Annotated in this window: 26 protein-coding genes; 15 read left to right on the plus strand and 11 right to left on the minus strand. The window is 34.5% G+C overall.

Annotated elements, in window-relative coordinates; genetic code table 11:
* Window positions 1–25 precede the first annotated feature (25 nt).
* The 5 genes from GM921_RS09005 (at window position 26) to GM921_RS09025 (ending at window position 5,643) form a co-directional block, all read left to right on the plus strand.
* A complete protein-coding gene (locus GM921_RS09005; protein WP_182922320.1) occupies window positions 26–358 on the plus strand; it encodes a 1-deoxy-D-xylulose-5-phosphate synthase in 333 nt (110 codons plus the stop codon).
* A complete protein-coding gene (locus GM921_RS09010; RefSeq protein ID WP_182922321.1) occupies window positions 358–867 on the plus strand; it encodes a GNAT family N-acetyltransferase in 510 nt (169 codons plus the stop codon). Before GM921_RS09005 ends, GM921_RS09010 begins: the two co-directional genes overlap by 1 nt.
* A gap of 5 nt (window positions 868–872) precedes the next feature.
* Entirely contained in the window at window positions 873–1,325 is a 453-nt protein-coding gene (locus GM921_RS09015) for a hypothetical protein (RefSeq protein ID WP_182922322.1), read from the plus strand.
* 58 nt (window positions 1,326–1,383) lie between these two features.
* Window positions 1,384–3,342 carry a beta-N-acetylhexosaminidase gene (locus GM921_RS09020; RefSeq protein WP_182922323.1) on the plus strand — a complete coding sequence of 653 codons (1,959 nt, stop codon included), beginning with the start codon at window positions 1,384–1,386 and terminating at the stop codon, window positions 3,340–3,342.
* 786 nt (window positions 3,343–4,128) lie between these two features.
* Window positions 4,129–5,643, plus strand: a complete 1,515-nt coding sequence (locus tag GM921_RS09025; RefSeq protein WP_182922324.1) for a glycosyltransferase family 39 protein — start codon at window positions 4,129–4,131, stop codon at window positions 5,641–5,643.
* A gap of 466 nt (window positions 5,644–6,109) precedes the next feature.
* Here the strand turns inward: GM921_RS09025 and GM921_RS09030 are convergent, their stop codons facing one another.
* The 6 genes from GM921_RS09030 to GM921_RS09055 form a co-directional block, all read right to left on the minus strand.
* Window positions 6,110–7,525 carry an MBL fold metallo-hydrolase gene (locus GM921_RS09030; RefSeq protein WP_182922325.1) on the minus strand — a complete coding sequence of 472 codons (1,416 nt, stop codon included), beginning with the start codon at window positions 7,523–7,525 and terminating at the stop codon, window positions 6,110–6,112.
* A gap of 381 nt (window positions 7,526–7,906) precedes the next feature.
* The gene (locus GM921_RS09035; RefSeq protein WP_182922326.1) at window positions 7,907–8,923 is read right to left on the minus strand and encodes an asparaginase; all 1,017 of its coding nucleotides are present in this window, start codon (window positions 8,921–8,923) and stop codon (window positions 7,907–7,909) included.
* A gap of 167 nt (window positions 8,924–9,090) precedes the next feature.
* Entirely contained in the window at window positions 9,091–9,489 is a 399-nt protein-coding gene (locus GM921_RS09040; protein ID WP_235969810.1) for a GxxExxY protein, read from the minus strand.
* Between the two features lie 65 nt (window positions 9,490–9,554).
* Window positions 9,555–10,322 carry a TatD family hydrolase gene (locus GM921_RS09045; protein ID WP_182922327.1) on the minus strand — a complete coding sequence of 256 codons (768 nt, stop codon included), beginning with the start codon at window positions 10,320–10,322 and terminating at the stop codon, window positions 9,555–9,557.
* A gap of 96 nt (window positions 10,323–10,418) precedes the next feature.
* Entirely contained in the window at window positions 10,419–11,411 is a 993-nt protein-coding gene (locus tag GM921_RS09050) for an FKBP-type peptidyl-prolyl cis-trans isomerase (RefSeq protein WP_182922328.1), read from the minus strand.
* 54 nt (window positions 11,412–11,465) lie between these two features.
* A complete protein-coding gene (locus GM921_RS09055) occupies window positions 11,466–12,476 on the minus strand; it encodes a DHH family phosphoesterase (protein WP_182922329.1) in 1,011 nt (336 codons plus the stop codon).
* A 114-nt stretch (window positions 12,477–12,590) separates the two neighbouring features.
* Between GM921_RS09055 and GM921_RS09060 the strand changes: the two genes are divergently transcribed.
* The 3 genes from GM921_RS09060 to GM921_RS09070 all read left to right on the plus strand — a co-directional run bounded on the left by GM921_RS09060 (window position 12,591) and on the right by GM921_RS09070 (window position 14,102).
* Window positions 12,591–13,010: a nucleoside-diphosphate kinase gene (locus GM921_RS09060; protein ID WP_182922330.1), complete on the plus strand. Its 420-nt coding sequence runs from the start codon at window positions 12,591–12,593 to the stop codon at window positions 13,008–13,010.
* 88 nt (window positions 13,011–13,098) lie between these two features.
* Window positions 13,099–13,869 carry an FKBP-type peptidyl-prolyl cis-trans isomerase gene (locus GM921_RS09065; protein ID WP_182922331.1) on the plus strand — a complete coding sequence of 257 codons (771 nt, stop codon included), beginning with the start codon at window positions 13,099–13,101 and terminating at the stop codon, window positions 13,867–13,869.
* A 59-nt stretch (window positions 13,870–13,928) separates the two neighbouring features.
* Entirely contained in the window at window positions 13,929–14,102 is a 174-nt protein-coding gene (locus tag GM921_RS09070; RefSeq protein WP_182922332.1) for a hypothetical protein, read from the plus strand.
* 35 nt (window positions 14,103–14,137) lie between these two features.
* On the opposite strand, the gene GM921_RS09075 is transcribed toward GM921_RS09070, so the two are convergent.
* Together GM921_RS09075 and recF are read right to left on the minus strand one after the other, a co-directional pair.
* Window positions 14,138–14,428 (minus strand): DUF721 domain-containing protein, encoded by a 291-nt coding sequence (locus GM921_RS09075; protein WP_182922333.1) that lies wholly within the window; start codon window positions 14,426–14,428, stop codon window positions 14,138–14,140.
* Window positions 14,421–15,524, minus strand: a complete 1,104-nt coding sequence (recF, locus tag GM921_RS09080; RefSeq protein WP_182922334.1) for a DNA replication/repair protein RecF — start codon at window positions 15,522–15,524, stop codon at window positions 14,421–14,423. The genes GM921_RS09075 and recF overlap by 8 nt, the downstream gene beginning before the upstream one ends.
* 124 nt (window positions 15,525–15,648) lie before the next feature.
* Here recF and GM921_RS09085 point away from each other — a divergent pair, with 124 nt between their 5' ends.
* The 3 genes from GM921_RS09085 to ytxJ all read left to right on the plus strand — a co-directional run bounded on the left by GM921_RS09085 (window position 15,649) and on the right by ytxJ (window position 17,457).
* Window positions 15,649–16,317: a tetratricopeptide repeat protein gene (locus GM921_RS09085; RefSeq protein WP_182922335.1), complete on the plus strand. Its 669-nt coding sequence runs from the start codon at window positions 15,649–15,651 to the stop codon at window positions 16,315–16,317.
* Between the two features lie 123 nt (window positions 16,318–16,440).
* Window positions 16,441–16,932, plus strand: a complete 492-nt coding sequence (gene ribH, locus GM921_RS09090) for a 6,7-dimethyl-8-ribityllumazine synthase (protein ID WP_182922336.1) — start codon at window positions 16,441–16,443, stop codon at window positions 16,930–16,932.
* Between the two features lie 192 nt (window positions 16,933–17,124).
* Window positions 17,125–17,457 (plus strand): bacillithiol system redox-active protein YtxJ, encoded by a 333-nt coding sequence (gene ytxJ, locus GM921_RS09095; RefSeq protein WP_182922337.1) that lies wholly within the window; start codon window positions 17,125–17,127, stop codon window positions 17,455–17,457.
* 141 nt (window positions 17,458–17,598) lie between these two features.
* Here the strand turns inward: ytxJ and GM921_RS09100 are convergent, their stop codons facing one another.
* Window positions 17,599–19,113 (minus strand): malate:quinone oxidoreductase, encoded by a 1,515-nt coding sequence (locus tag GM921_RS09100; RefSeq protein WP_182922338.1) that lies wholly within the window; start codon window positions 19,111–19,113, stop codon window positions 17,599–17,601.
* A gap of 49 nt (window positions 19,114–19,162) precedes the next feature.
* Window positions 19,163–19,567 (minus strand): OsmC family protein, encoded by a 405-nt coding sequence (locus tag GM921_RS09105; RefSeq protein WP_182922339.1) that lies wholly within the window; start codon window positions 19,565–19,567, stop codon window positions 19,163–19,165.
* Between the two features lie 125 nt (window positions 19,568–19,692).
* Here GM921_RS09105 and GM921_RS09110 point away from each other — a divergent pair, with 125 nt between their 5' ends.
* From GM921_RS09110 to GM921_RS09125, 4 genes are all read left to right on the plus strand, one after another.
* On the plus strand, window positions 19,693–20,106 hold the full coding sequence (locus tag GM921_RS09110; RefSeq protein ID WP_182922340.1) for a GNAT family N-acetyltransferase: 414 nt from the start codon (window positions 19,693–19,695) through the stop codon (window positions 20,104–20,106).
* Between the two features lie 103 nt (window positions 20,107–20,209).
* Window positions 20,210–21,091, plus strand: coding sequence for a lipoyl synthase (gene lipA, locus GM921_RS09115; RefSeq protein ID WP_182922341.1), 882 nt, complete (start codon window positions 20,210–20,212; stop codon window positions 21,089–21,091).
* A gap of 64 nt (window positions 21,092–21,155) precedes the next feature.
* Window positions 21,156–21,707: an RNA polymerase sigma factor gene (locus GM921_RS09120; RefSeq protein ID WP_182922342.1), complete on the plus strand. Its 552-nt coding sequence runs from the start codon at window positions 21,156–21,158 to the stop codon at window positions 21,705–21,707.
* A 1-nt stretch (window position 21,708) separates the two neighbouring features.
* A complete protein-coding gene (locus GM921_RS09125) occupies window positions 21,709–22,542 on the plus strand; it encodes an anti-sigma factor (protein ID WP_182922343.1) in 834 nt (277 codons plus the stop codon).
* A gap of 45 nt (window positions 22,543–22,587) precedes the next feature.
* On the opposite strand, the gene GM921_RS09130 is transcribed toward GM921_RS09125, so the two are convergent.
* Window positions 22,588–24,087, minus strand: a complete 1,500-nt coding sequence (locus GM921_RS09130; protein ID WP_182922344.1) for an NAD(P)H-hydrate dehydratase — start codon at window positions 24,085–24,087, stop codon at window positions 22,588–22,590.
* Window positions 24,088–24,133: the final 46 nt, after the last annotated feature.

The following is a 24,133-nucleotide window of genomic DNA, read 5'->3' on the forward strand; positions in this document are numbered from 1 at the left end:
TATATTCACATTTATTTAGCTTAACATGGATACTAGAATAATGTATATAGAGTGTAAAGAAGACCTTACAGATGAAGCAAGGATTGGAAGAGTTAAATTCTCCAAAACTGGCAAATCAGTACATTATAATGGTCGTACTTTTCAGACTTTAAATGGCAGAGGTTTTAAAGCAAATTATTTTGATATAGAAACTGGTAATGAATATTGGATTTCTGGATGCAAGAAAGATGGAAATGATAGATTATATGGAGAAAGACTTCCAATTTATATCGACGAGGATGTAAGAGAAGAATATTGGACAACAATTAGAAATCTTCAAAAGAATATAGATATCATGGTTATTAATGGCAAAAAATAATGCAGTTTGAACTTCGGCCTTTCCAACTTAGTGATTTAAATAGTTTGGTAAAACACGCCAACAACTATAATATCGCTAAAAATCTAAGCAACAAATTTCCTTTCCCTTATACTCAAGATCATGGTGTGGCTTTTATTAATTTAGCTTTATCATCCACTCCGTTACAAATATTTGCCATTGTAGTTAACGGTGAAGTTGCAGGTTCTATTGGAGTTCATCCGCAAGCAGATTTCTATTGTAAAAATGCTGAAATGGGGTATTGGATTGCCGAAGAATACTGGGGACAAGGCATTGTGCCAGAAGCCGTAAAATTAATGGTCAACTACGGCTTTAAAACATTTGACATTACTCGAATTTTTGCCCGAACATTCGATACCAATATCAAATCGCAACGAGTTTTAGAAAAAGTAGGATTCGCTTTAGAAGCAGAACTCAAAGAAACCTTTTACAAAAACGGAACAGTTTACGATGAATTAATCTACGCAGTTAGAAAACCACTTAATGTATAATCAGTATGAAAAACTTTAATGCTAAACTAATTATTAAAGCTGGACTACTAGTTGGAACACTAGATATTCTGGCAGCGTTCTTAAATTTTTATCTTAATACGCAGAGAAATCCCACCATAGTTCTAAAATACATTGCCAGCGCCGTATTTGGTAAAACAGCAATGACAGGCAGCGAGGGAATGATTTTATTCGGATTACTATTACATTTCGCCATTGCGTTTGCATTTACAATTCTCTTTGCGTTTAGCTATGCAAAGCTGTGGTCATGGTTCAAAAACTCAGTGCTTATTGCCATTCTATATGGCATTTTTATATGGTTAGTGATGAATTTATTAGTTGTTCCAAATTCTCAAGCTGCAAAAATTCCATTCTCATGGTCATCCGCTAGTATAAGTTGCGGCATCCTTATTATTTGTATCGGTTTTCCACTTGCCTATCTATTTCGTAAAAACAAATAACTATTTAGGCTAAAAAAAGTAAATTGCAGTTTTAAGTTTAATCCCAATTATGTCATACATGAAACTTACAGTTCCGTTTTTATTCCTGTTATTCGTTAACATTAACCTTTTTGCACAATCAATAGAAGGCAATGCCGAAACATTTGCCAATAACGAACCTATTTCAAATAGTGAAATAGCTATTATACCAGAACCCGTTTCGGTCGTTAAGCAAGCTGGACATTTTGTATTACCTGCAAACATTATAATACAAGCCAGTAAATCTCCAGAGTTAAAACAAACTGTCGCTTTTTTACAAGAACGTTTATCTACTCCTACCGGATATTATGTAAACACTTTAAGCACACCATCTGCAACTGCAACTATCAAATTAATTTTAAACGATAAGCAAGACGCAACACTTGGCACAGAAGGTTACCATTTAACAGTCGGCTTAAAACAAGTTACCATTAGAGCGAATAAGCCTGCTGGTTTATTTTATGGTGTACAATCCCTATTGCAATTATTACCAAAAGAAATAGAAAGTAAAGAAGAAATTAAAGGCATAAAATGGACTATGCCTTGCGTAGAAATAACAGATTACCCACGTTTAGGTTGGCGAGGATTAATGTTTGATGTTGCCCGACATTTCTTTACCAAACAAGAAGTAAAGCAATATATAGATGCAATGGTGCGCTATAAATACAACATTTTGCATTTACACTTAGCTGATGATGAAGGTTGGAGAATTGAAATTAAAGGCTTACCAAAACTAACAGAAGTTGGTGCATGGAATGTAAAACGTGTAGGTAATTTTGGCGATTTTATTCCGCCTACGGCAGATGAACCTCGTAATTATGGCGGCTTTTACACGCAAGAAGATATCAAAGAATTGGTAGCCTATGCTAAAGAACGTTTTGTAGACATTATGCCAGAAATTGATGTTCCTGGACATAGCTTGGCAGTAATAGCATCTTATCCAGATTTATCTTGTACGCCAGAAGCAGCAACTTATAAAGTGCGCAGTGGCGAAAAAATTATGGATTGGAGCCGTGGTGCTCCCCCTATTGGTTTAGTAGATAATACACTTTGCCCTGCCAACGAAAAAGTATATGTTTTCTTAGATACTGTGTTTTCACAAGTAGCTAAGTTGTTCCCTTTCCCTTACATCCACGTTGGTGGCGATGAAGTTTCACATACCTTCTGGGAAAAGAACGATCAGATAAAAGAATTAATGAAACGTGAAGGTTTAAAGACCATCCCCGAAGTGCAAGCTTATTTTGAAAAAAGAGTAGAAAAAATTATTGTTGCCAAAGGCAAAAAGTTTATGGCTTGGGATGAAGTTTTAGAAGGCGGCGTTTCACAAAGTGCAGCAGTGATGAGTTGGCGCTCCATGAAATACGGCACTGAAGCCGCAAAAGCCGGTCATGAAGTAGTAATGAGCCCAACCCAATTTGCCTACCTAGATTATATGCAGGCAGATGCCATTACCGAACCTAAAATATATGCATCGCTCAGGTTAAGTAAAACCTACGAGTTTGAACCCGTACCGGAAGGAGTAAATCCAGTTTATATTAAAGGTGGTCAAGCAAACCTATGGACGGAACAAGTGTATAACATCCGTCAGGCAGAATACATGACTTGGCCACGTGGTTTTGCCATAGCCGAATCAGTTTGGAGCCCTAAAGAAAAAAAGAATTGGACTAACTTTTTTGCTCGTACAGAACAACATTTTAAACGTTTAGATATTGCAGAGACCAAATACGCACCAAGTGTTTATGATCCTATTTTTTCTGTAAAACGCAGTGCGGATAGAAATTTATCAATTAGTTTAAGCACCGAAGTAGAAGGTTTGGATATCTATTACAGCTTTGATAATTCTTTTCCAGATCGTTTTTACCCTAAATATACTGCGCCATTAGTGCCACCTATAGATGCTACCGTTTTAAAGGTAATTACTTATCGTGGTAAAACCCCAGTAGGTAGAATGATGAATATGCCAATTGAGGAATTAAACAAACGAGCAGGTAAGAAATAATTAGATACAGCCTAAGGCAAGTATCTGCTTGTAATTCATATATAGAAGTTCAGCATACATTATTGGATGCTGAACTTTTTTTGTTTAGTGATAAGCAAGGACTGAATTTAAATATATAATTATAAGCAAGGCATTTATGTAAAGTGGGGACAAAACTTAATTGCTCGCCCTTTTGCTTAGTTAAACACCAAATTTAAAGCCATACATCTGTAATTATACCACAAACAATAGACATTGTATGTGGTACAATGCCAATTGTATGCGGAACAAAGCCTCTTGTAGAGCAAACAATTGAAATAATACGGAAGATTTACATCATTATATGCGATACATACGTCATTGTAAACGGAACAATGACCTTTGTATGCGGTACATAGACCATTGTATGCGGAACAAACGTCATTGTATGCGATACAAATTCGAAAATAAAACATGAAATATGCCTTTAAAGGCTATAGAGGCACTTTGTAAAAAATATATACTATCAAATACTATCACTTTCCATTCAATACTTATCATTTTCATCAAAATCCGTCCATTTTCGTTCATTGCCTACACCCAATTCATAGCAAGGGTAGGGTTTTGTTCGTCATTCCCGTGAAAACGGGAATCGTAATGCGTAAAAAAACTAAATTGCATTAGGATTAGCTGCGCTGAGCACTTCGTGGTTCCCAATCGAGTTGGGAAGGACGAGCATGAGCTAAAAAGAAACTCAGATTAGTAGAATTGTAATAATAACCTTTAACTTGTCCTCTAACCAAACAACCATAAACAAAAATTTCTTGTATGAAAAAGGGAACCATCATTCTATTCATTTTCATCCTTATAAAAATAATACTTCAGTATCTAGTTGTAAATCCAATTTACGAACTACATCGCGATGAGTTTTTACACCTCGATCAAGCCAAACATTTAGCCTGGGGTTATCACTCCGTTCCACCTGTCACCTCTTGGCTTTCGTGGTTAATCTTACAACTAGGCAACTCCTACTTCTGGATTAAATTCTTCCCTGCCCTATTTGGTGCGCTTACTATTTTAGTAGTTTGGAAAACCATCGAAACCCTAAAGGGAAGCCTATACGCATGTATCCTCGCCGCAACCGCCCTAACTTTTTCTACCCTTTTAAGAATAAACATATTATATCAGCCTAACTCTTTAGATATCCTCTGCTGGACATTACTTTACTACACACTCATTAAATTTATCCAAACTGAAAACTACAAATGGCTCTATTACTTGGCCATCAGCTTTGCTATAGGCTTCTTAAATAAATACAACATCACCTTTTGCCTCTTAGGTTTATTACCCGCTTTGATACTCAGCAAGCACCCCAACCTATTTTTAAAACCACATTTTTATGGCGCTATTTTACTCGCTGCATTACTAATTAGTCCCAATCTCATTTGGCAGTTTCAAAACGATTTTCCAGTATTTAAACACCTAAAAGAATTAAATGATACTCAATTAGTTCATGTAGAACGGATGGATTTTGTAAAAGAGCAAATCTTCTTTTTCCTCGGTTCTATATTCATCATTATAGCAGCTTTCGTTTCCTTCTTTACTTACAAGCCCCATAAAAACTATCAATTATTATTTTGGGCTTACCTATTTACCATCGCCATATTTATCTTTTTAAAAGCCAAAGCCTATTATGCAATAGGTTTATACCCAATTTTCTTCGCCTTTGGCGCCATTTATTTAAGTGAATTATTACAACATGGTTGGAAACAGTATTTACGCTATGTAGCTATCGCGATCATCTTATTATTGTTTTTACCGATGTTAAGAATTGACCTTCCCCTAAGAAGCCCAGAGCAATATGCCGAAGCTGCCAAACTGCATAAACCTTTTAGCGAACATAAATGGGAAGACGGTAAAACTCATCCTATTTCACAAGATTTTGCAGACATGTTGGGTTGGAAAGAATTAGCTTCAAAAACAGATTCACTATACACTAGCATAGCTGATAAAGAACATGTAATGATACTTTGCGATAATTACGGAGAAGCCGGCGCTATTAATTATTACACGAAAATTAAAGGTTTACAAGCCAATTCCTTTTCTCCCGATTACATCAATTGGATCTCTTTAGATAAAGAAATTAAGTACATGATTAGAGTTGCGGAAGCCGAAAACACCGATAGATCTAAAGAGCATGTGCTTTTTAACAATCTCTTAATTACCAATACAATTGAAAACAAATTTGCCCGTGAAAAAGGAACACAAATTATTTTGTTAAGTAATCCAAAAATGGATATTAACGCTATTTTAAAGCGAGAAATAGCTAAGAGAAAGGATTAGGCATTACTTTAGTTTGTCATTCAGAGCGAAGCGAAGAATCTCTTTTTCACCACCTAAGGCACCTTAGATCATCTTAGCTCGTAGTTTAATTTGCTTTTAAATGCCTTATGGTGTTCTAACATTGCATACAGCAGGTGCTAAGTTCTTACTGGTAGGTATTGTTTTATTGCACTGTTTTGAGCTATTTAAACCCGATTGGAGTGGAAATACTTTTTGTGTTGCGAATATCTATTGTTGAATGCAGTTCCAAGGATTTCTCGGCTGCGCTCGAAATGACGGAGAACCGTTGATACAAAAAGATTGTAACGGAAAGCGGGACTATCGGGAGCGATGAAATGCTAGTTTTGCTTTACAATTATTTACCACCTAAGGTATCTGGCTAAGATGATCTAGGGTGTCTTAGGTGGTAAAGAGATTCTTCGTTGTGCTCTGAATGACAAAACGTATATCTGGATGACAGGGTGTTTTACCCTTTCATCGCTTTGCTTGGACAAGCAAAATCGGTACGTTTTAAGTTTGTGTTTTTGATAGCACCATAACCACCGGCAATATCAATTACATTGTTTATACCGCGAGCTTTTAAAATTGAAGCCGCAATCATAGAGCGATAACCGCCAGCGCAATGAATATAATAGGTTTCATCTGGGTTAACCTCAGTAGTCCAGTCGTTAATATAATCTAACGGACGAGTAAGTGTAGCTTCTAAATGTTCAGCTTCGTACTCGCCTGGTTTACGCACATCTAATGCATTTATAGCATCATTAGCGTTTAAAATTGTTTCAAACTCATTTGCCGAAATAGATTCAATTTGATCTATATCTTTTCCTGCATTTTGCCAAGCAGGTATGCCGCCAGCCAAATAACCAATCGTATAATCGTACCCAACTCTTGCTAAACGAGTAATGGTTTCTTCGGCTTTGCCATCATCGGTAACTAATAAAAGTTCTTGTTTTAAATCGGTAATTAAAGCACCAACCCAAGGCGCAAACTGACCGTTTAATCCAATATTTATAGATTTAGGAATAAAACCTTGTGCAAATACTTGTGGATCTCTCGTATCTAAAATTAAAGCACCAGTTAAGTTCGCTTTTAACTCAAATTCTTCGGGCGATAAAGCAACTAAACCTTTCTCATATACTTCATCAATGCTATCATAACCGCCCTTATTCATGGCTGCATTTTTAGCAAAGTATTGTGGTGGAGGCAAAATACCATCTGTAACTTCTTTAATAAAGGCTTCCTTAGATTTTGCTTTTAAAGCATAATTAACTTCTTTTTGATGACCTAGTGTATCGAAGGTTTCTTTACTCATGTTTTTGCCACAAGCCGAACCTGCACCATGAGCTGGGTAAACTATCACATCATCGGCAAGAGTTAAGATTTTGTTATGCAGTGAATCATAAAGTGTTGCCGCCATATCTTCCATGGTTAGCTCACCTTGTTGCGCTAGGTCTGGTCTGCCAACATCTCCAATAAATAAGGTATCACCAGTAAATATGCAATGATCTTTGCCGTTTGCATCAGTTAATAAATAAGTAGTAGATTCTGGTGTATGCCCAGGTGTATGTAATGTTGTAATTGTAATTTCGCCGATTTTAAACTGTTCTCCATCAGTAGCAATATGTGCTTTGAAATCTGTTTTGGCAGTTGGCCCGTACACAATAGTGGCACCAGATTTTTCTGCTAAATCTACATGCCCAGAAACAAAATCAGCATGAAAATGAGTTTCGAATATATACTTAATCTTTGCGCCATTGTCGGCCGCCTTTTTTAAATAGGGAGTTACTTCGCGTAGCGGATCAATAATAGCGGCTTCGCCATTACTTTCTATATAATAAGCCGCTTCGGCTAGGCATCCAGTATATATTTGCTTAATCTTCATAATCAATTTTAACAAAAATAAGTGTTAATCTTATATAAGTGATATGATCTTCATCATAATTGCAGAAGTTTTACTTAAAGTTATCAGTACATTTTAGCTGCAATTATTATTTCTAATTCATGGCTTTCAAATTTCTTATATTTGATTATAATTTTATCGCATATGCAAGTTTTCATGATCCCTGGGTTTATTATTGTATTTGTTGTATATCTCCTTTATAGATTATTTATTACAAAAGATATAAAGAAGCGCAAATGGGAAGTATATACAGGATTAATATTTATAGGTATATGGGGTGTAGTTTTCTTTGTACTGTCAAGATTTTAAATCAGTTTAGGTAAAAATCGATAACTCTTACCTTAGTTCTATTGAACAAATCAACTAATTGGTTAATTCGCCAGCAATAGAAACCTCTAACAATTGTTTTACATCAGGTATGCTTAAACCTTGACCCATTAAGTACATTAATTTGGTTACAGCTGCCTCAAACGTTAAATCGTAACCACTTACAATACCAATTTGTTGCAGTTTTCTACTAGTTTCGTACATGCCTAATTGCACCGAACCACCTTTACATTGTGATATATCTATGATAATTTTGTTGTTAGCAATGGCTTTTTGCAAGCAAGCGATAAACCAAGGTGCTGTTGTTGTATTTCCAGAGCCAAATGCTTCTAAAACGATGGCATCAACTCCCGATTCGGTAATTGCTTTTACAGCGTTTTCGGTTATACCTGGATACATTTTTAACACCCCAATATTTGCATTGAAAACGGTATGAACTTGAAACGATTTATAAGGGATTGGTAATATGTAATTAGGATAAAAAGACAAGCTCACACCTGCTTCTGCCAAAATTGGATAGTTTGGCGAGGCAAATGCTTCGAATTTCTCTGAGTTATATTTGATAGATCGGTTGCCACGAAATAATTGATAGTCGAAATAAATGCACACTTCTGGCACCATTGCTTTGCCACCTTTTTTTGTTGCTGCAATTTCTAATGCTGTAATTAAATTCTCTTTGGCATCTGTTCTAATCTCGCCTATTGGCAATTGCGAACCCGTTAAAACAACTGGCTTTGCTAAATTTTGCAACATAAAACTTAGTGCAGAAGCAGTAAACGACATCGTATCTGAACCATGCAATATGACAAAGCCATCAAATTCTTCGTACTTATCTTTAATTAGTTTTGCTAGTTCTGCCCAAATTTCTGGATCCATGTTAGAAGAATCTAAAATTGGATTAAAAGAATGAACTGATAATTGATAATCTAGTCGGGCTAATTCCGGTACGTTTTCTTGAATTTGTTCAAAATCAAAAGGAATTAAGGTACCTGTTTTGGCATCATTTACCATCCCAATTGTTCCGCCTGTATATATGATGAGAATTTTTGTCATTGGCAACAAATATAAATGATTTTTAACGCAAAGAAATATTCAACATTAAGGAATTAAGAATGATTAAGACTTAATTCTCCTTTAACTTCACGTATTTTTAACGCAGAGAACTGGAGAATACACAGAGAACACAAAGAATAATAATGAGAAAGTATGCTGACAAAAGGTTAAAATCCATTTATTAATCTCTTAATACCGTCTTTTAGCCTGTAAACATTGAAATTTATTAATAAACCAGTTTTATAGTTTCCAAGTTTCATATAAGTTAAGGTTTGTGCCAAATGCACATCATTTAAAGCGACAACACTTTTTAATTCAATAACTACTTTATTCTCTACCAAGAGATCTATCCTATAGCCACAATCTAGTTTTATTTCTTCAAAAATTACTGGCATGGCTTTTTCCTTTTCGACATTAAACCCTTGCTTGCAAAGTTTATAATACAAACATTCTTTGTATGTATTTTCAAGTAACCCAGGGCCTAAAGCAGTATGCACTTCTATAGCAGATCCAATTATTCCGCTTGTTAAAAAATCCTCCGACATTTCGCAAGCTACAAATAACATTGAAAAACAAATAGTTACAAAACACCTTCATTTCTCAGTGCAATGCTCAGTGGTCTCGGTGTTTTTTAAACCCTAAATATCTTCTTTGAGTTTTCTGTAGTTACTTCGGCTACTTCGTTTAAGCTAATGTTATAAATATCTGCTACTTTTTGCGCAATGTGAATTAAGTAACTGCTTTCATTTTGTTTACCACGATACGGTACTGGTGCTAAATAAGGGGAATCGGTTTCTAATACGATATCATTTAATGAAATTTCTGCAAGTGTTACATCTAAACCTGCTTTTTTGTAAGTTACCACTCCACCAATGCCTAAATAAAACTCTAATGCTATTGCTCTTTTTGCTTGTGCTAAATTGCCAGTAAAGCAATGGAAAATACCTCGCAATTTATTGTCATTTACCTCTTCTAAAACTTCAAAAACCTCATCAAATGCTTCACGACAGTGGATAACAATTGGCAAACCTAACTCTTTTGCCCACTTAATTTGTTGCTTAAAAGCATCTTGCTGAATGCTCAATGTTGTTTTATCCCAATATAAATCGATGCCTATTTCGCCAATGGCATAAATCTTTCTACCCGCTATACTTTGATGTATAATTGATAATTGTGTTTGATAATCTTCTTTCACATCGCAGGGATGCAAACCTGCCATAGCGAAACAATTTGCAGGATATTTTGCAACCAAATCATCTATCATTTTAATAGAAGCAACATCTACATTTGGCAAAAACAAACGTTCTACATTATTAACTAAGCAACGCTCCATTAATAAGGCTTGCTTTTCTGCATCAGTTTCGTAATAAAAGTGAGTGTGAGTATCAGTTAACAACATATACAAAGGTATTTTTATTTCAGCAATGCTGAACTATATTCATAAAAAAACCCCGTCCAATTTAATGAACGAGGTTAATTATTTTATACGTTTTAATTATTTTTTTGGAGCTGGAAGTGGTACAGGTGGCGCAACTGGAGCTGGCTTACCTTTAATAATGTTTACAATTTCAACATCAAATACAACTGGAGCGTATGGAGCAATACCTGCTTGTGGTGCACCTTGGTCACCCCAACCTAAGTTAGAAGGAATAATAACCATTATTTTACCGCCTTTACCAACTAAGGTTAAAGCTTCTGTAAAACCTGGTACAGTACCGCCCATCACCATTTTAGTTGGACCAAAAACTTTACCCGGACGATCTAATTTCCATTCTTTAGCTAATTTCGCATCACTTGTATCAAATACTTTGTATTTACCGTCTTTATCTTTTTTGGTTAATTTACCAGTATAGTTTACTTCAACTGTATCGCCCATTGCTGGTCTATCAGCATTACCTGGAGCAGAAATTACATAGTTTAACCCACTTGCTGTAGTTTTAGTTTTAAGGCTATTATCTGCAATATAAGTTTTGATTTTTGCAGGCTCAGCATTTTTTACTTTCTCCATAGTAGCTTTATAATCTGCTTGGAAAAATTCGCCAGCTCTTTTTTGGAAAGTAGAATCTGCTTCATTAGCATTCTTTTTGAATACTTTTTCTATTTTAACAACAAAGGTCTGGTATTTATCATTTTTAAATTGCTCGCCTTTAGGTTGTTTGGTGTAGAAAGCCAATGTATCTAAATTGATTTTAAAAGTTGCGCTATCACCTTCTCCTACCAATGTTAAAGCATCTTGTTGGTCGCCAGCATACATTTTCTTTTGTGCTTGGAATACTTGAGGAACTCCATTTTCAAATGAGCTGTAAAAAACTGAATCTTTATCATTTTTAATAATAAAGTGCATTTTAATGATATCGCCTTCTTTAATTTTTTCTTTTCCTTCTGAATGGTGGATAGTATATAACAAACCTCCTGGACCTTTTTTTTCTGTGTTACAAGCAGCTAAGCCTAATGTAGCTGCAAAAAGAATTACTAAACTTTTTTTCATTATATTTTCTATTTTTTAGATTGATTTTAGAGTGCTTACTCTTTTGGTTTTATGTTATTGAAATAATTGCGTTTTATATTCGGGTAATATTGATTTAAATTCTGCTATTGTATCTACTAAATTTTTATCAGAAGCACCACCTGCAGCATTTCTGTGTCCACCGCCATTAAAATATTTTTTACATATTTCGTTTGCTGGGAAATCTCCAGTAGAGCGTAAAGATAATTTAACTTTATCAGTTCTTTCAATAATAAATGCAGCTAGTTTAATGCCGTTAATTGAAAGTGCATAATTTACGATGCCTTCTGTATCGCCTGTGGCAATGTTATATTTTTTTAGCTCTTCTGCAGTAACTGTAATTATTGCAGTATTAAATTCTCTTATAACTTCTAATTTGTTAGATAAACAATGACCCAAGAAACGTAAACGGTTTTCTGAGGCATTATCGTATACTAATTGATGAATGCGCCAATGTTCTGCCCCTAAATCAATTAAATCTGCTGCAATTCTATACACTAATGAAGTTGCAGAAGGGAAACGGAAAGAACCAGAATCTGTCATAATACCGGTGTACAAACAAGTTGCAACATCTTTATTAATCAGTTCGCCATCATTTAGTTCGTTCAGTATAAAATCGTAAACTAACTGAGCAGCTGCACACGCATTAATGTTCCAATGGCGATAATCATCAAAATCTTCTGGTTCTAAATGATGATCAATCATTAATTTTAAAGCAGATGCGTTGCGAATATGATCTCCCAATTCGTTAATTCTGCTTAAAGAATTAAAATCCAAACAGAAAATTAAAGCCGCTTCATTTACTAATCGAATCGCTTGTTCTTGTGCTTCGGTATATATAATTACATCAGAATTATTAGGCAACCAGTGCAAAAAATCTGGATAATCTGTTGGGGTAATCACATTAACATGATGTCCTTTTTGAATTAAATAGGCATATAACCCCAAAGAAGATCCCATTGCATCGCCATCAGGTTTATGATGCGTTGTGATTACAATTTTTTGTGGCGTAGCCAGTACTGTTTTTAATTCTGAAATTGATATCATAAATTTTCGCCTGCAAAGCTAATAATTTTAGAATTAATTGATAGCTTTTATTCAATAGCTTTAATATTAAGGTAAAGAATTGTATTTTTGCAAAAAATTTGATTTAAATATACAATGAGTACAAATAGAACATTTACAATGATTAAGCCTGATGCTGTTGCAAACGGGCATATTGGCGCAATCATAAATGATATTACAAACGCAGGTTTTAAAATCATTGCTTTAAAATACACAAAATTAACTGCAGAAACTGCTGGCGAATTTTATGCAGTACACAAAGCACGTCCTTTTTACAATGATTTAGTTAGCTTTATGTCTTCAGGACCTATCGTTGCGGCTATTTTAGAAAAAGATAATGCAATTGAAGATTTCAGAACTTTAATTGGTGCTACTAATCCTGCTGAAGCTGCAGAAGGAACAATCCGTCAGAAATATGCAAAATCTATTGATGCAAATGCTGTTCATGGATCTGATTCTGATGAAAATGCACAAATTGAAGGTGATTTCTTTTTTACTGCTGCAGAGCGTTTTTAATTAAATCTCCATAAAAATAATTTCTAAGCACCTTATTTATTTAAGGTGCTTATTTTTTTTATCTATATTTCGACCTTAAAAATAATCTATGAAGAAAATAATGCTTGCATCGCTAGTTACCTTAGTTGGACTAAGCGCAAATGCACAAACAGTTGCAAAGAAAACTACAGTAGTTAAAAAACCTACAACTACACTAAAAACTCCTTCAAAAATAACAGCTAATAAAACTCCTCTATTTAAAAACACATTAGATTCTGCTAGTTATGCCCTTGGGATAAATGTGGCGAGCAGTTTTAAAAATGGTGGTTTAAACACTATTAATTACGAATTGTTTAATAAAGGCATAAAGGATGTTTTTGCAAAAGCTAACCCAACCTTAACTCAAGAGCAATGTCAAACTGTGATTAATAATCTTTTTACCAGTTTTAATAAACAAAAGGAAGATGCTGATAAACAAAAGTATTCGGCTAATGTAAATGCTGGCGCTGCTTTTTTAGCACAAAACAAAACTAAACCAGGTATTAAAACTACAGCTAGTGGTTTACAGTACGAAGTTATTGTACAAGGTACTGGGGTTAAACCTACAGCATCTGATGTGGTAACGGTTAATTACAAAGGCACTTTACTTGATGGATTTGAATTTGACAGCTCTTACAAAAGAGGCGAACCAGCAACTTTTGGTCTAGATCGAGTAATTTCTGGATGGACAGAAGGCGTACAATTAATGGAAGCAGGATCGAAATATCGTTTCTTTATTCCCTATAATTTGGCTTATGGCGGCAGAGCAACTCCAGATGGAAGTATTCCTCCGTTTAGTACTTTAATATTTGAAATAGAATTGATTAAAATTGGTGAATAATTAAAAATCAAACTAATTGTAATCTGGTCTGTTTAAATTAAAAAACAAATCAGATTACCATGAAAAAATATACCTCACTAGCATTTATTGCCCTATTAGCGACAACTTTAAGCAGTTGCGAATTAATTGAAGGAATTTTTAAAGCAGGATTTTGGTCTGCAATAATTGTAGTAGTAATTGTTTTAGCTTTAATTATTTGGATAATTTCTAAAGTATTTGGCAATAAAGATTAAAAAACCAGTGCAACTATTGTTGCACTGGTTTTTTGCTATAAGAAAACAATTTCAGTAATCACTTCTGAACCTGCTCTTTCATTCAGTTTTTGAATAATACCTGTTCTCACCATCATTAATTCGTTTTTAATAACTGATGATTCTATTCTAACAAAAAGCTTTTTATTACTTACATAAATTTGCGTAGTACGATTGGCGACTGCAGTACCCATCAATTCGGGCCAATGTACAACAACGCCTGTTTCATCATACTTTCCACGCAATCGATAAACCGACAACATTTTGGTAATGGCATCTTTTAATGATATATCATTTGGCTTACGCATGTTTAATTATTCCATTATCAACTTCAAACAAAGTTACATCAACTTTAATTTCATTAAAAACAGAAACCACTCTTTCTTTTCCTGTATCAGTAATAAATAGCTGACCAAAATCGTGATGAGAAACCATTTCCATTAGTTTTCGCACTCTAAGATCATCTAATTTATCAAAAATATCATCCAATAAGAGTAAAGGCTTAAAGCCTTTAAACTTTTGCAAATAACTATACTGTGCTAATTTTAAAGCAATTAAAAAAGATTTTTGTTGTCCTTGCGAACCAAATTTCTTCAAAGGCATATCGCCAATGGCAAATAACAATTCGTCTTTATGGATACCAGTCGTGGTTCGTTCTAAAATTCTATCTTTTTCTATAGATTGAGCTAGCAATTCATCAAAACTCTGTTCATTTAACTGCGATTGATAATTTAAAGATACTTCTTCGGCATTATCAGAGATATACTTATAATGCTTGTTAAATAATGGAATAAATTCCGCTAAAAACTCTTTGCGCTTTTCAAAGATCTTATTTCCCGATAGAATTAATTGCTCATCTAAAATCTGTAATAAGGTTACATCCAGTTTTCTGGTAGCTGCAACTTGTTTTAATAACGCATTGCGATTTAAAAGATGTTTGTTATATGTTATCAGTTCATCTAAATAATTAGCATCAGTTTGAGAAATCACATTATCGATAAACCGACGTCGTTCCTCACTCCCATCCATAATCAAATTAACATCGTAAGGAGAAATCATCACTAATGGGAAAAGTCCAATATGATTTGCCAACTTATCGTACTCTTTTTTATTTCGTTTAAATTGCTTTTTCTGATTTCGCTTTAAGCCACAGGTAATCTTTTCGTTTTTTTCTTTTCGCTCAAAATCACCCTGTATTAAAAAAAGATCTTCATTGGTTTTAATTTGCTGACTATCTATTGGATTAAAGTAACTTTTGCAAAGGCATAAATAGTGTATTGCATCTAATAAATTAGTTTTACCAGCGCCATTATTGCCTACAAACGCATTTACAGTTTTTGCAAAGCGAAGCTCGGCTGATGAATAATTTTTAAAATTGAGAAGAGTAATATTTTTTAACCACATAAATTGGGCTGCAATTTACCTTTTTTACTAATGCTAATCGACTAAAGTTTAATTAAATAGTTAAAAAGAACTTGATACTTTGATTGAAAAACGTATTTTTGCAATCCTTAATTTTTTTAAATAAATGTCTACAACAGATAAAACAGTAAGTCAACCAGTTAGAAAAGGTGGTTTTTTAGAAGAGAATGGTAAAAGTTTTTTATTTATAGGTGTTGCAATTTTAGCTTTAGGAGCTATTGCCGCTTATTATTTTTACTCATACTTGCCAAATAGAGCAGAAAAAGCTGCTGGCGAAATGTATAAAGCAGAGCAATACGTTGGCGTAGACTCATTAGCAAACAAAGCGATTAATGGCGAAGGTGGTTACCCAGGTCTAGAAAAAATTGCTGAAGAGTATGACAATACTAAATCTGCAAACTTAGCTAATCTTTATTTAGGTGGCATTTATTTGCGTAAAGGCGATGCTAAAAAAGCAGCTGAAGCTTTAGGAAAATATACAGCTACAGGCAGTCCAGTTGCAGATCCATTAGCTTTAGGTTTATTAGGCGATGCTTATAGCGAGTTGAAAGATTACAAACAAGCTGCAACTTATTATCAGAAAGCAGCTGATAAAGCAAGTAATAAATTTACTTCACCAATGTTTCTTAAAAAATTAGGTTTGGTTTATGAAACCCTTAAAGATTTAAAAAATGCTGAAGAAGCTTACACTAAAATCAAAACTCAATATCCTGATAGCCAAGAAGCTACTATGATTGATGAGTACATTGCTCGTGTGCAAGCTCAAGTAAAATAATTTTCCGCATTGCGGATTTAAGATTAAAAGACTCTGTTAATTCAGGGTCTTTTTTTTTGTTTTATGACAGCATTACAACTTTATAACCTTTTAACATTTAAACAATAAATTTACCTTTGTAGCATGGCAACACATCTTAAAAACCTTTCAGATTTTTCTCATACTACCATCCCAAATGGTTTGGATTATAAAATTGCAATTGTAGTAGCAGAATGGAATGCTAAAATTACAGGCGCACTATATCAAGGCGCTTATGATACGTTGATAAAGCACGGCGTGAAAGAAGAAAATATTATTTCAATGCCGGTACCGGGAAGTTTTGAATTAACTGGTGCTGCAGAAATTTTATTAACTAAAAATGTTGGTTTAGATGCTGTGATTTGTTTAGGTTGTGTGATACAAGGTGATACTAAACATTTCGATTTTATTTGCGAAGCTGTTGCAAATGGTATTACAAATGTTGGCATTAAACATAGTAAACCTGTAATTTTTGGAGTTTTAACCACCAATGACGAACAGCAAGCGATAGACAGAGCAGGTGGCAAACATGGCAATAAAGGTGATGAAGCCGCTATTACTGCTTTAAAAATGGCACACTTTTCTGCAACAATTTAACAAGCTTGCTTGATATTCATAAAAATTTGTAAATTAGAACTTTAATCAAGAAAATTTTAAACACAAATCGATGAAAAAGATAGTTATTCTATTATTATTTATGTTTTGCGCAATAGCGATATTAGAATCTTGCTCTCCTCATTTGTGTGCTGCTTATAGTTCTTATCCGGAAGGAAAAAGAAGAAGATAAAAATGCATTGGATAAGTCTTAACACCCCAGAACAAGTCAAATTAATAAAAGAAGCAAACGGTTATAGTTTAATTTTTAAACATAGCACACGTTGTTCTATTAGTTTAATGGCTAAAAAACATTTCGAATTAGATTGGGAAACCATTCCCGAAAATACACCTCTTTACTTTTTAGATTTAATAGCGCACAGAGATATTTCTGCATTAATTGCCGAAACTTTTCAGGTTCATCACGAATCACCACAAGTGCTCTTGATAAAAGATGGTGAATGTGTTTTAGATTTATCACATAGCGATATTTCTGCTGAAGAAATTGTAGAATCGATTACAGCTTAAAAATACTATAACCACCTTAAAAACCTAAGTTCAGCTAGGTTCTAGATTTTCCTTTTTAATTCACCACAAAAGGAACAAAAGAACATAAAGTATTCTGCAATTAATAAGTCCAGCTATAGTTTACTTTTGTTCCTTTTGTGGTTACGAATCTAAACTATTCAACTTCAACACAGCCGAAGTACGCAATCTAGTTTTTTTGCAAAGCGAAGTATTATCTGCTAATTTTTCTCCATAAGTTGGAATCATCGTTCTAATTTTCGTTTGCCATTCGGCAGTTTGCAATTTCGTTTTGAAACAACGATCCAATAAATCAAGCATAATAGAAACCGCAGTTGAAGCACCAGGCGATGCCCCTAATAAAGCAGCAATTGAACCATCAGCTGCGCTAACTACCTCTGTTCCAAATTCTAAAATCCCACCACCACTTGCTTTCTTTTTAATTACTTGTACTCTTTGTCCAGCATATTCCAATTCCCAATCTTTAAAATCAGCATTTGGTAAATATTCTTTTAAAGCCTCAAATCTATCTTCAGGAGATTGGCGTATTTGTTCTATTAAATATTTTGTTAAATCGATATTTTTTAGTCCAGCCGAAACCATTGGACGGATATTATCAAACTTGATAGATAAAGGTAAATCCAAAAACGATCCGTGTTTTAAAAATTTGGTCGAAAACCCCGCATAAGGACCAAACAATAAAGCTTGTTTGCCATTAATAATGCGAGTATCTAAATGCGGAACAGACATAGGTGGCGCACCAACTGCAGCTTTGCCATACACTTTTGCATGGTGTTTAGCAATCACTTCTTCATTTGTACATTTCAACCATTGTCCGCTTACTGGAAAACCACCAAATCCTTTTCCTTCTGGGATATCAGATTTTTCTAATAGAGGTAAAGAGCCACCACCAGCACCAATAAATACAAACTTCGCCAATCGACTTTGTTTTTTACCGGTTTCTAGATTCTTAACTTTAATTTTCCAATTACCCTCTTCGGTTTTATCCAATTCACGTATTTCATGATGAAAATTTAGGCTAACATTTGCTTGTTTACTCAAATAGCTAAACATTTCACGAGTTAAGGAGCCAAAGTTTACATCTGTGCCTAAATCCATTTTGGTAGCCGCAACTTTTTCCTTTTTCTTCCTTCCATCCATAATTAGCGGAACCCATTCTTGTATTGTATTCGGATCCTCACTGTATTGCATATCTTCAAACAGATTGCATTTTTGCAAATTAGTATAACGAGTTTTCAAAAAATCGACATTGTCTTTACCCCAAACAAAACTTAAATGTGGGATATTTCTAATGAACAAACATGGATCTGAAAGAATATTTTTTTCGACTAGATAAGTCCAAAATTGTTTAGAAACCTCATAAGATTCGGCAATTTCAACTGCTTTTTTAATATCTACAGAACCATCTTCTTTTTGAGGAGTGTAATTTAATTCGCAAAATGCCGAATGGCCAGTACCTGCATTATTCCAAGCATCAGAACTTTCCGCTGCCGCGATATCCAAGCGTTCGTAAATTTCTATGCTTAAATTAGGTTCTAATTCTTTTAAAAGTAAACCAAGTGTGGCGCTCATTATGCCGGCACCAATTAAAATTACATCTGCGTCGGTTTCAACAACCGTCTTTCTTTTTCTACTCATTTCTCAAACTAAACCTATAAAGGTTTGCATTTACAAAGCATAATTAATGCTAATAATTAAAAGTTATATTTTGTTTAATATCCGGATGAAGGCTATATGAAACCGGACAAGTTTTAGCCGCATTTTCAATAATCGCTTTTTGTTTTTCAGTATACTTATTTGCAGGAAATTGTAAATCCACTACAATTTCTACTACACGGCGTGGATTTTCCCCCATAATTTTAGTAATCTCCGCAGTTGTTCCGTCAATGTTAAAATCATGTGCTTTAGCCGTAATTCCAACAATAGTTAACATGCAATTACCTAAAGATGTTGCCAATAAATCAGTTGGTGAAAAAGCTTCACCTTTACCCTGATTATCTACAGGAGCATCGGTTATAATTTCATTGCCAGATTTTAAATGAATAGACGAAGTTCTTAATCCGCCAGTATACGTAATTTTTGAAGTAGCCATTTTCACGATTTTGAGCTGCAAATTTACAGATTTTGAATAAGATAGAAAGTATTAACACATCAATTTGAGATTGAAATGAATATTTATTTGTGCTATTTTTTATATTAGCTTAAAACAACATCAATTTGGAAAAGATTATAACCCAACTTTTAGCTATTACCTCAAAAGATGCACAAGAAATAACAGCATTATCTACTCAACTTGGCTACGAAAATGAGATAGAAAATCTTTTAGTGCGAATTCAAGAAATTGTTAATAGCAAAAATGATTGTGTATTTGTAGCTAAACTAGATGGGAATATTGTAGGATGGATTCATGGATTTAGAGCAGTTAGAATAGAATCTCCTGTATTTGCAGAAATAGGAGGATTAGTTGTTGATCGCCAATGGCAAAAACAAAATATTGGTAAAAGCTTAATTGAAGCCGTAAAAGAATGGAGTAATTCTTTAGGAATAGCTAAAATTCGAGTTCGGTGTAATATCGTTCGAACTGAAAGCCATAAGTTTTATGAGAATGTTGGTTTTTCACAGAACAAATAACCTTTGGAATGGAGATTTAAAAAGTTCATCATTCTTCGCAAAATTACAACCCTTAAACATTTCCCTACTACAACATTTCGGCAAGATTGCTTAACTTTGTAACATGATTGAACTTCCTGTAGTTCCTGTTGCAACAGAAAAACCTCGTAAACCAGATTGGCTACGCGTAAAATTGCCTGTTGGCAAGGAATATGCGCAAGTGCGAAGTCTTGTAGATACGCATAAACTACATACCATTTGCGAAAGTGGTAATTGTCCAAATATGGGCGAATGTTGGGGTGCTGGCACTGCTACCTTTATGATTTTAGGTAACATTTGTACACGTTCTTGTTCTTTTTGTGCGGTGGCTACAGGCAGACCTTTAGCGGTTGACACTGATGAACCTGCTCGTGTTGCTAATTCAGTAAAACTGATGAAAGTGAAACATTGCGTTATTACTTCGGTAGATCGCGATGATTTAAAAGACGGCGGTTCTATTATTTGGGCAGAAACTTTACAAGCAATCAGACGTGAAAGCCCAGAAACTACGTTAGAAACTTTAATTCCAGATTTTAGAGGTCAATGGGATAATTTATATCGCGTTTTAGAAGAAAGACCAGAAGTAATGTCGCACAATGTGGAAACTGTAAGGCGGTTAACTAAACAAGTGCGTATCCAAGCGAAATACGACAGAAGTTTAGAAGCTTTAAAAAGAATATCTGAATTTGGATTGAGAACTAAAACTGGTATTATGCTAGGTTTAGGCGAAACTGAAGAAGATGTTTTAGAAGCGATGGATGATTTGGTAGCAAATGGTGTACATATTTTAACATTAGGTCAGTATTTGCAACCCACAAAAAGTCATCATCCTGTGGTAGATTGGATACACCCAGATCAGTTTGCGAAATACAAAGAAATAGGTTTGGCGAAAGGTTTAAGATATGTAGAAAGCGGCCCTTTAGTACGCTCATCTTATCACGCAGAAAAACATTTATTCGATTTTTAGAGCCATAAGTTGTATACAAACAAATTCTTGATTTCGCTGTTATAGATTCTGTATATTAGCAATCTTGGCAACAGCAAAAAAAATATCCCTTTCTGAAGAAGAGTTGGTTAATGCTTTAAAAAGGCAGGATACTATCGCAATTAAAGCATTGTACGATATGTATTCTGGGGCTTTGTTCGGTGTAATTTCTCGTGTTATACAACAAACCGAAGTTGCCGAAGATGTTTTACAAGAAACTTTCGTGAAAATATGGAACTCTGCAGGTAGTTACGACTCATCAAAAGGGCGTTTATTTACTTGGATGATGAATGTTGCTCGTAACTTAGCCATTGATAAATTACGATCTAAGGATTTTAAGAACTCCAATAAAAACCAAGACATAGAAAATAACGTAGATTTCATTGACCAGCAAAAAAAGGTTAGTTTTAATGCGGATACTTTAGGTTTAAAAGAAATGGTGACGAATCTTAAACCTGATTTTAAAGACGTATTAGACATGGTCTATTTTAAAGGTTATACGCATGTTGAAACTGCAGAGGAACTAAATTTACCCTTGGGCACTGTAAAAACACGTGTTCGAATGGCTATATTAGAATTGAGGAAAAAATTTAATTGAGGTGGAAGAAGTAAAAGCATATATCGAATCTGGCATACTTGAACTTTACGTTTTAGGGCAATTAACAGCTCAAGAATGTAGTGAAGTTGAAGCTATGGCAGCCAAACATGCTGAAGTGAAAGCAGAAATTTTGGCAATCGAGCTTGCTATGGAATCTTACGCTTTAGAAAATGCAATTACACCATCTGCAGCATTGGAAGATAAAATTGTAGCACAATTAAATCCTACTACAACTGATAAAATTAAAGCTGAACCTAAAATTGTTCCTTTATATGAAGGCGCAAATGATGGAAAAATTAAAATATTACGTTTTGCCTTAGTGGCTTGCGTAGCATTATTGGTGATAAGCATTGCTGCATTAATCTCAGTTTACAATAAATTAAATTCTGCACACGATGAAATTGCAAGTTTAAGTACGCAGAGAGATCAATTTGCAACTACAGTTTCTAAATTGGAATTTAATAAAGCGGGCATGGAAAACAGAATAGCCATGACTGAAACTAACGAATGGGCTACGGTTAAATTGGCTGGCGTTAAAAATTCTCCAAAAGCGAATATGTTGGTATACTGGAATAAAACCAATAAAAATATCTTAATTAACTACGCTGCAATGGATTTGCCTAAAACAGATCAATCTCACGAATACCAATTGTGGGCATTAGTGGATGGTAAACCCGTAAGTTTAGGTGTATTTGGCGACAACGCTAAAGAAGCTGTCAAACAAATGGAAACCATTGAAAAAGCACAAGCTTTTGCAGTTACAATCGAGCCAATGGGCGGAAGTCAAAACCCAACTATGGAAAAAATGGTTGTAATGGGCGGCGTAACAATCTAGTTTTGCATCCTGATTTTGCAGAAATATAATCTGTGTTTATCTGTTCTAATCTGTGGCTAACAATTTCTTCATTGTTTTCGGAATTTGCAAAACCACTTGTGAAGCACTCACCGTAAATCTTTCTTTTGCTAATTCGTCGCCAGCTTTTCCATGCAAATACGTTCCTAAAATTGCGGCATCAGCCGAAGAATAAGATTGAGCAACTAAAGCCGTAATTATTCCTGTTAAAACATCGCCCATGCCACCAGAAGCCATTGCAGGATTTCCAGTCGGATTAATATGCACATTCCCATTTGGCAAACAAACAAAAGTGTATTGATTTTTTAGCACAAAAATTAAATCTCTCGCTATGGCTTCTCTTTTAGCTGTTTCAACTCGTTTCCACCAGTTTTTATGTTCACCAAACAGCCTATCAAACTCTTTCATGTGTGGCGTTAAAATACTTTGTGCAGGTAATTCATATAGTAAATCTCCTCTTTGGCTTAAAATGGTGAGTGCATCTGCATCTAGTACTAAAGGCTTCCTTAAATTGACTAATTTTTCTAATAACTCTTCGTTTTCTTCTTCTACACCTAAACCTGGACCAACTGCAATAGCTGAAAATCGATCAAAAGCCTCCATTGCTAAATACTGATTTCTTGGCAAAGCCATTACTTCTGGCAAAGCAGTATTCAAAGCAGTTAATCCGCTTTGTGGGAGACAAACTGTAGTTAAACCTGCTCCAGTATGTAAGCAAGCACTCGCTGATAAGAGTGCTGCTCCCATCGTTGTGTTATTTCCAGCAACTAGTAATGCATGTCCGTATGTACCTTTATGACTAAAATTCTTTCTAGGTTTTAGCAGTTGTTGTATCTCCGATTCTGTCGTTAATTTCCATTCACTTTTCTGGCTTTCGATAAAATTTTCATCCAAACCAATATCAACAACTTTAAATTTGTCTAGTGCTTTTACAGATTCGGGACAGAAAAAGTTGATTTTTGGTCGTTGAAAGCAAATGGTTAAATCAGCTTTAATGCCATTATATTTTTCAGCTATTCCACCTTCCGAATTAAATCCTGTAGGTACGTCCACTGAAATAACCTTGGTTTTTAAACCGTTAACAAAAGTTGCTACAGTTGCATAATCTCCTTGCAAAGGCTTATTTAATCCCGATCCAAGAATTGCATCAATTAGTACATCAGATTGTAAATTCTTTACTATTTTGGCTTCTTTAATAATCGTAACTGGAACCTTTAACTTCAACAATCGCTTTATGTTTTTCTTGTTATCCTCGCTCTGTCCAGTAGAAAAAGTAATTAAATAGACAACAACATTTTTATAGTTCTCGTCATCTAAAAGTCTTGCAATTGCTAAACCATCTCCCCCATTATTTCCTTGTCCACATAAAATGGAGATTTTAGATTCTTTATTTGAAACTTCCTTTTTAAAAACCTTCACAAATGCTTTTGCCGCTTTTTCCATTAAATTAATAGAAGAAATAGATTGATGCTTTATGGTATACGCATCAGCATTTCGCATTTGGGCAGCCGTTAATAAAGTTTGCATAGATAAAGTTAGGGTAAATTGATAAAAGATAATTAATGATTATGGT

It is taken from the genome of Pedobacter planticolens (assembly GCF_014172375.1).
GTDB classification, from domain to species: Bacteria; Bacteroidota; Bacteroidia; order Sphingobacteriales; family Sphingobacteriaceae; genus Pedobacter; species Pedobacter planticolens.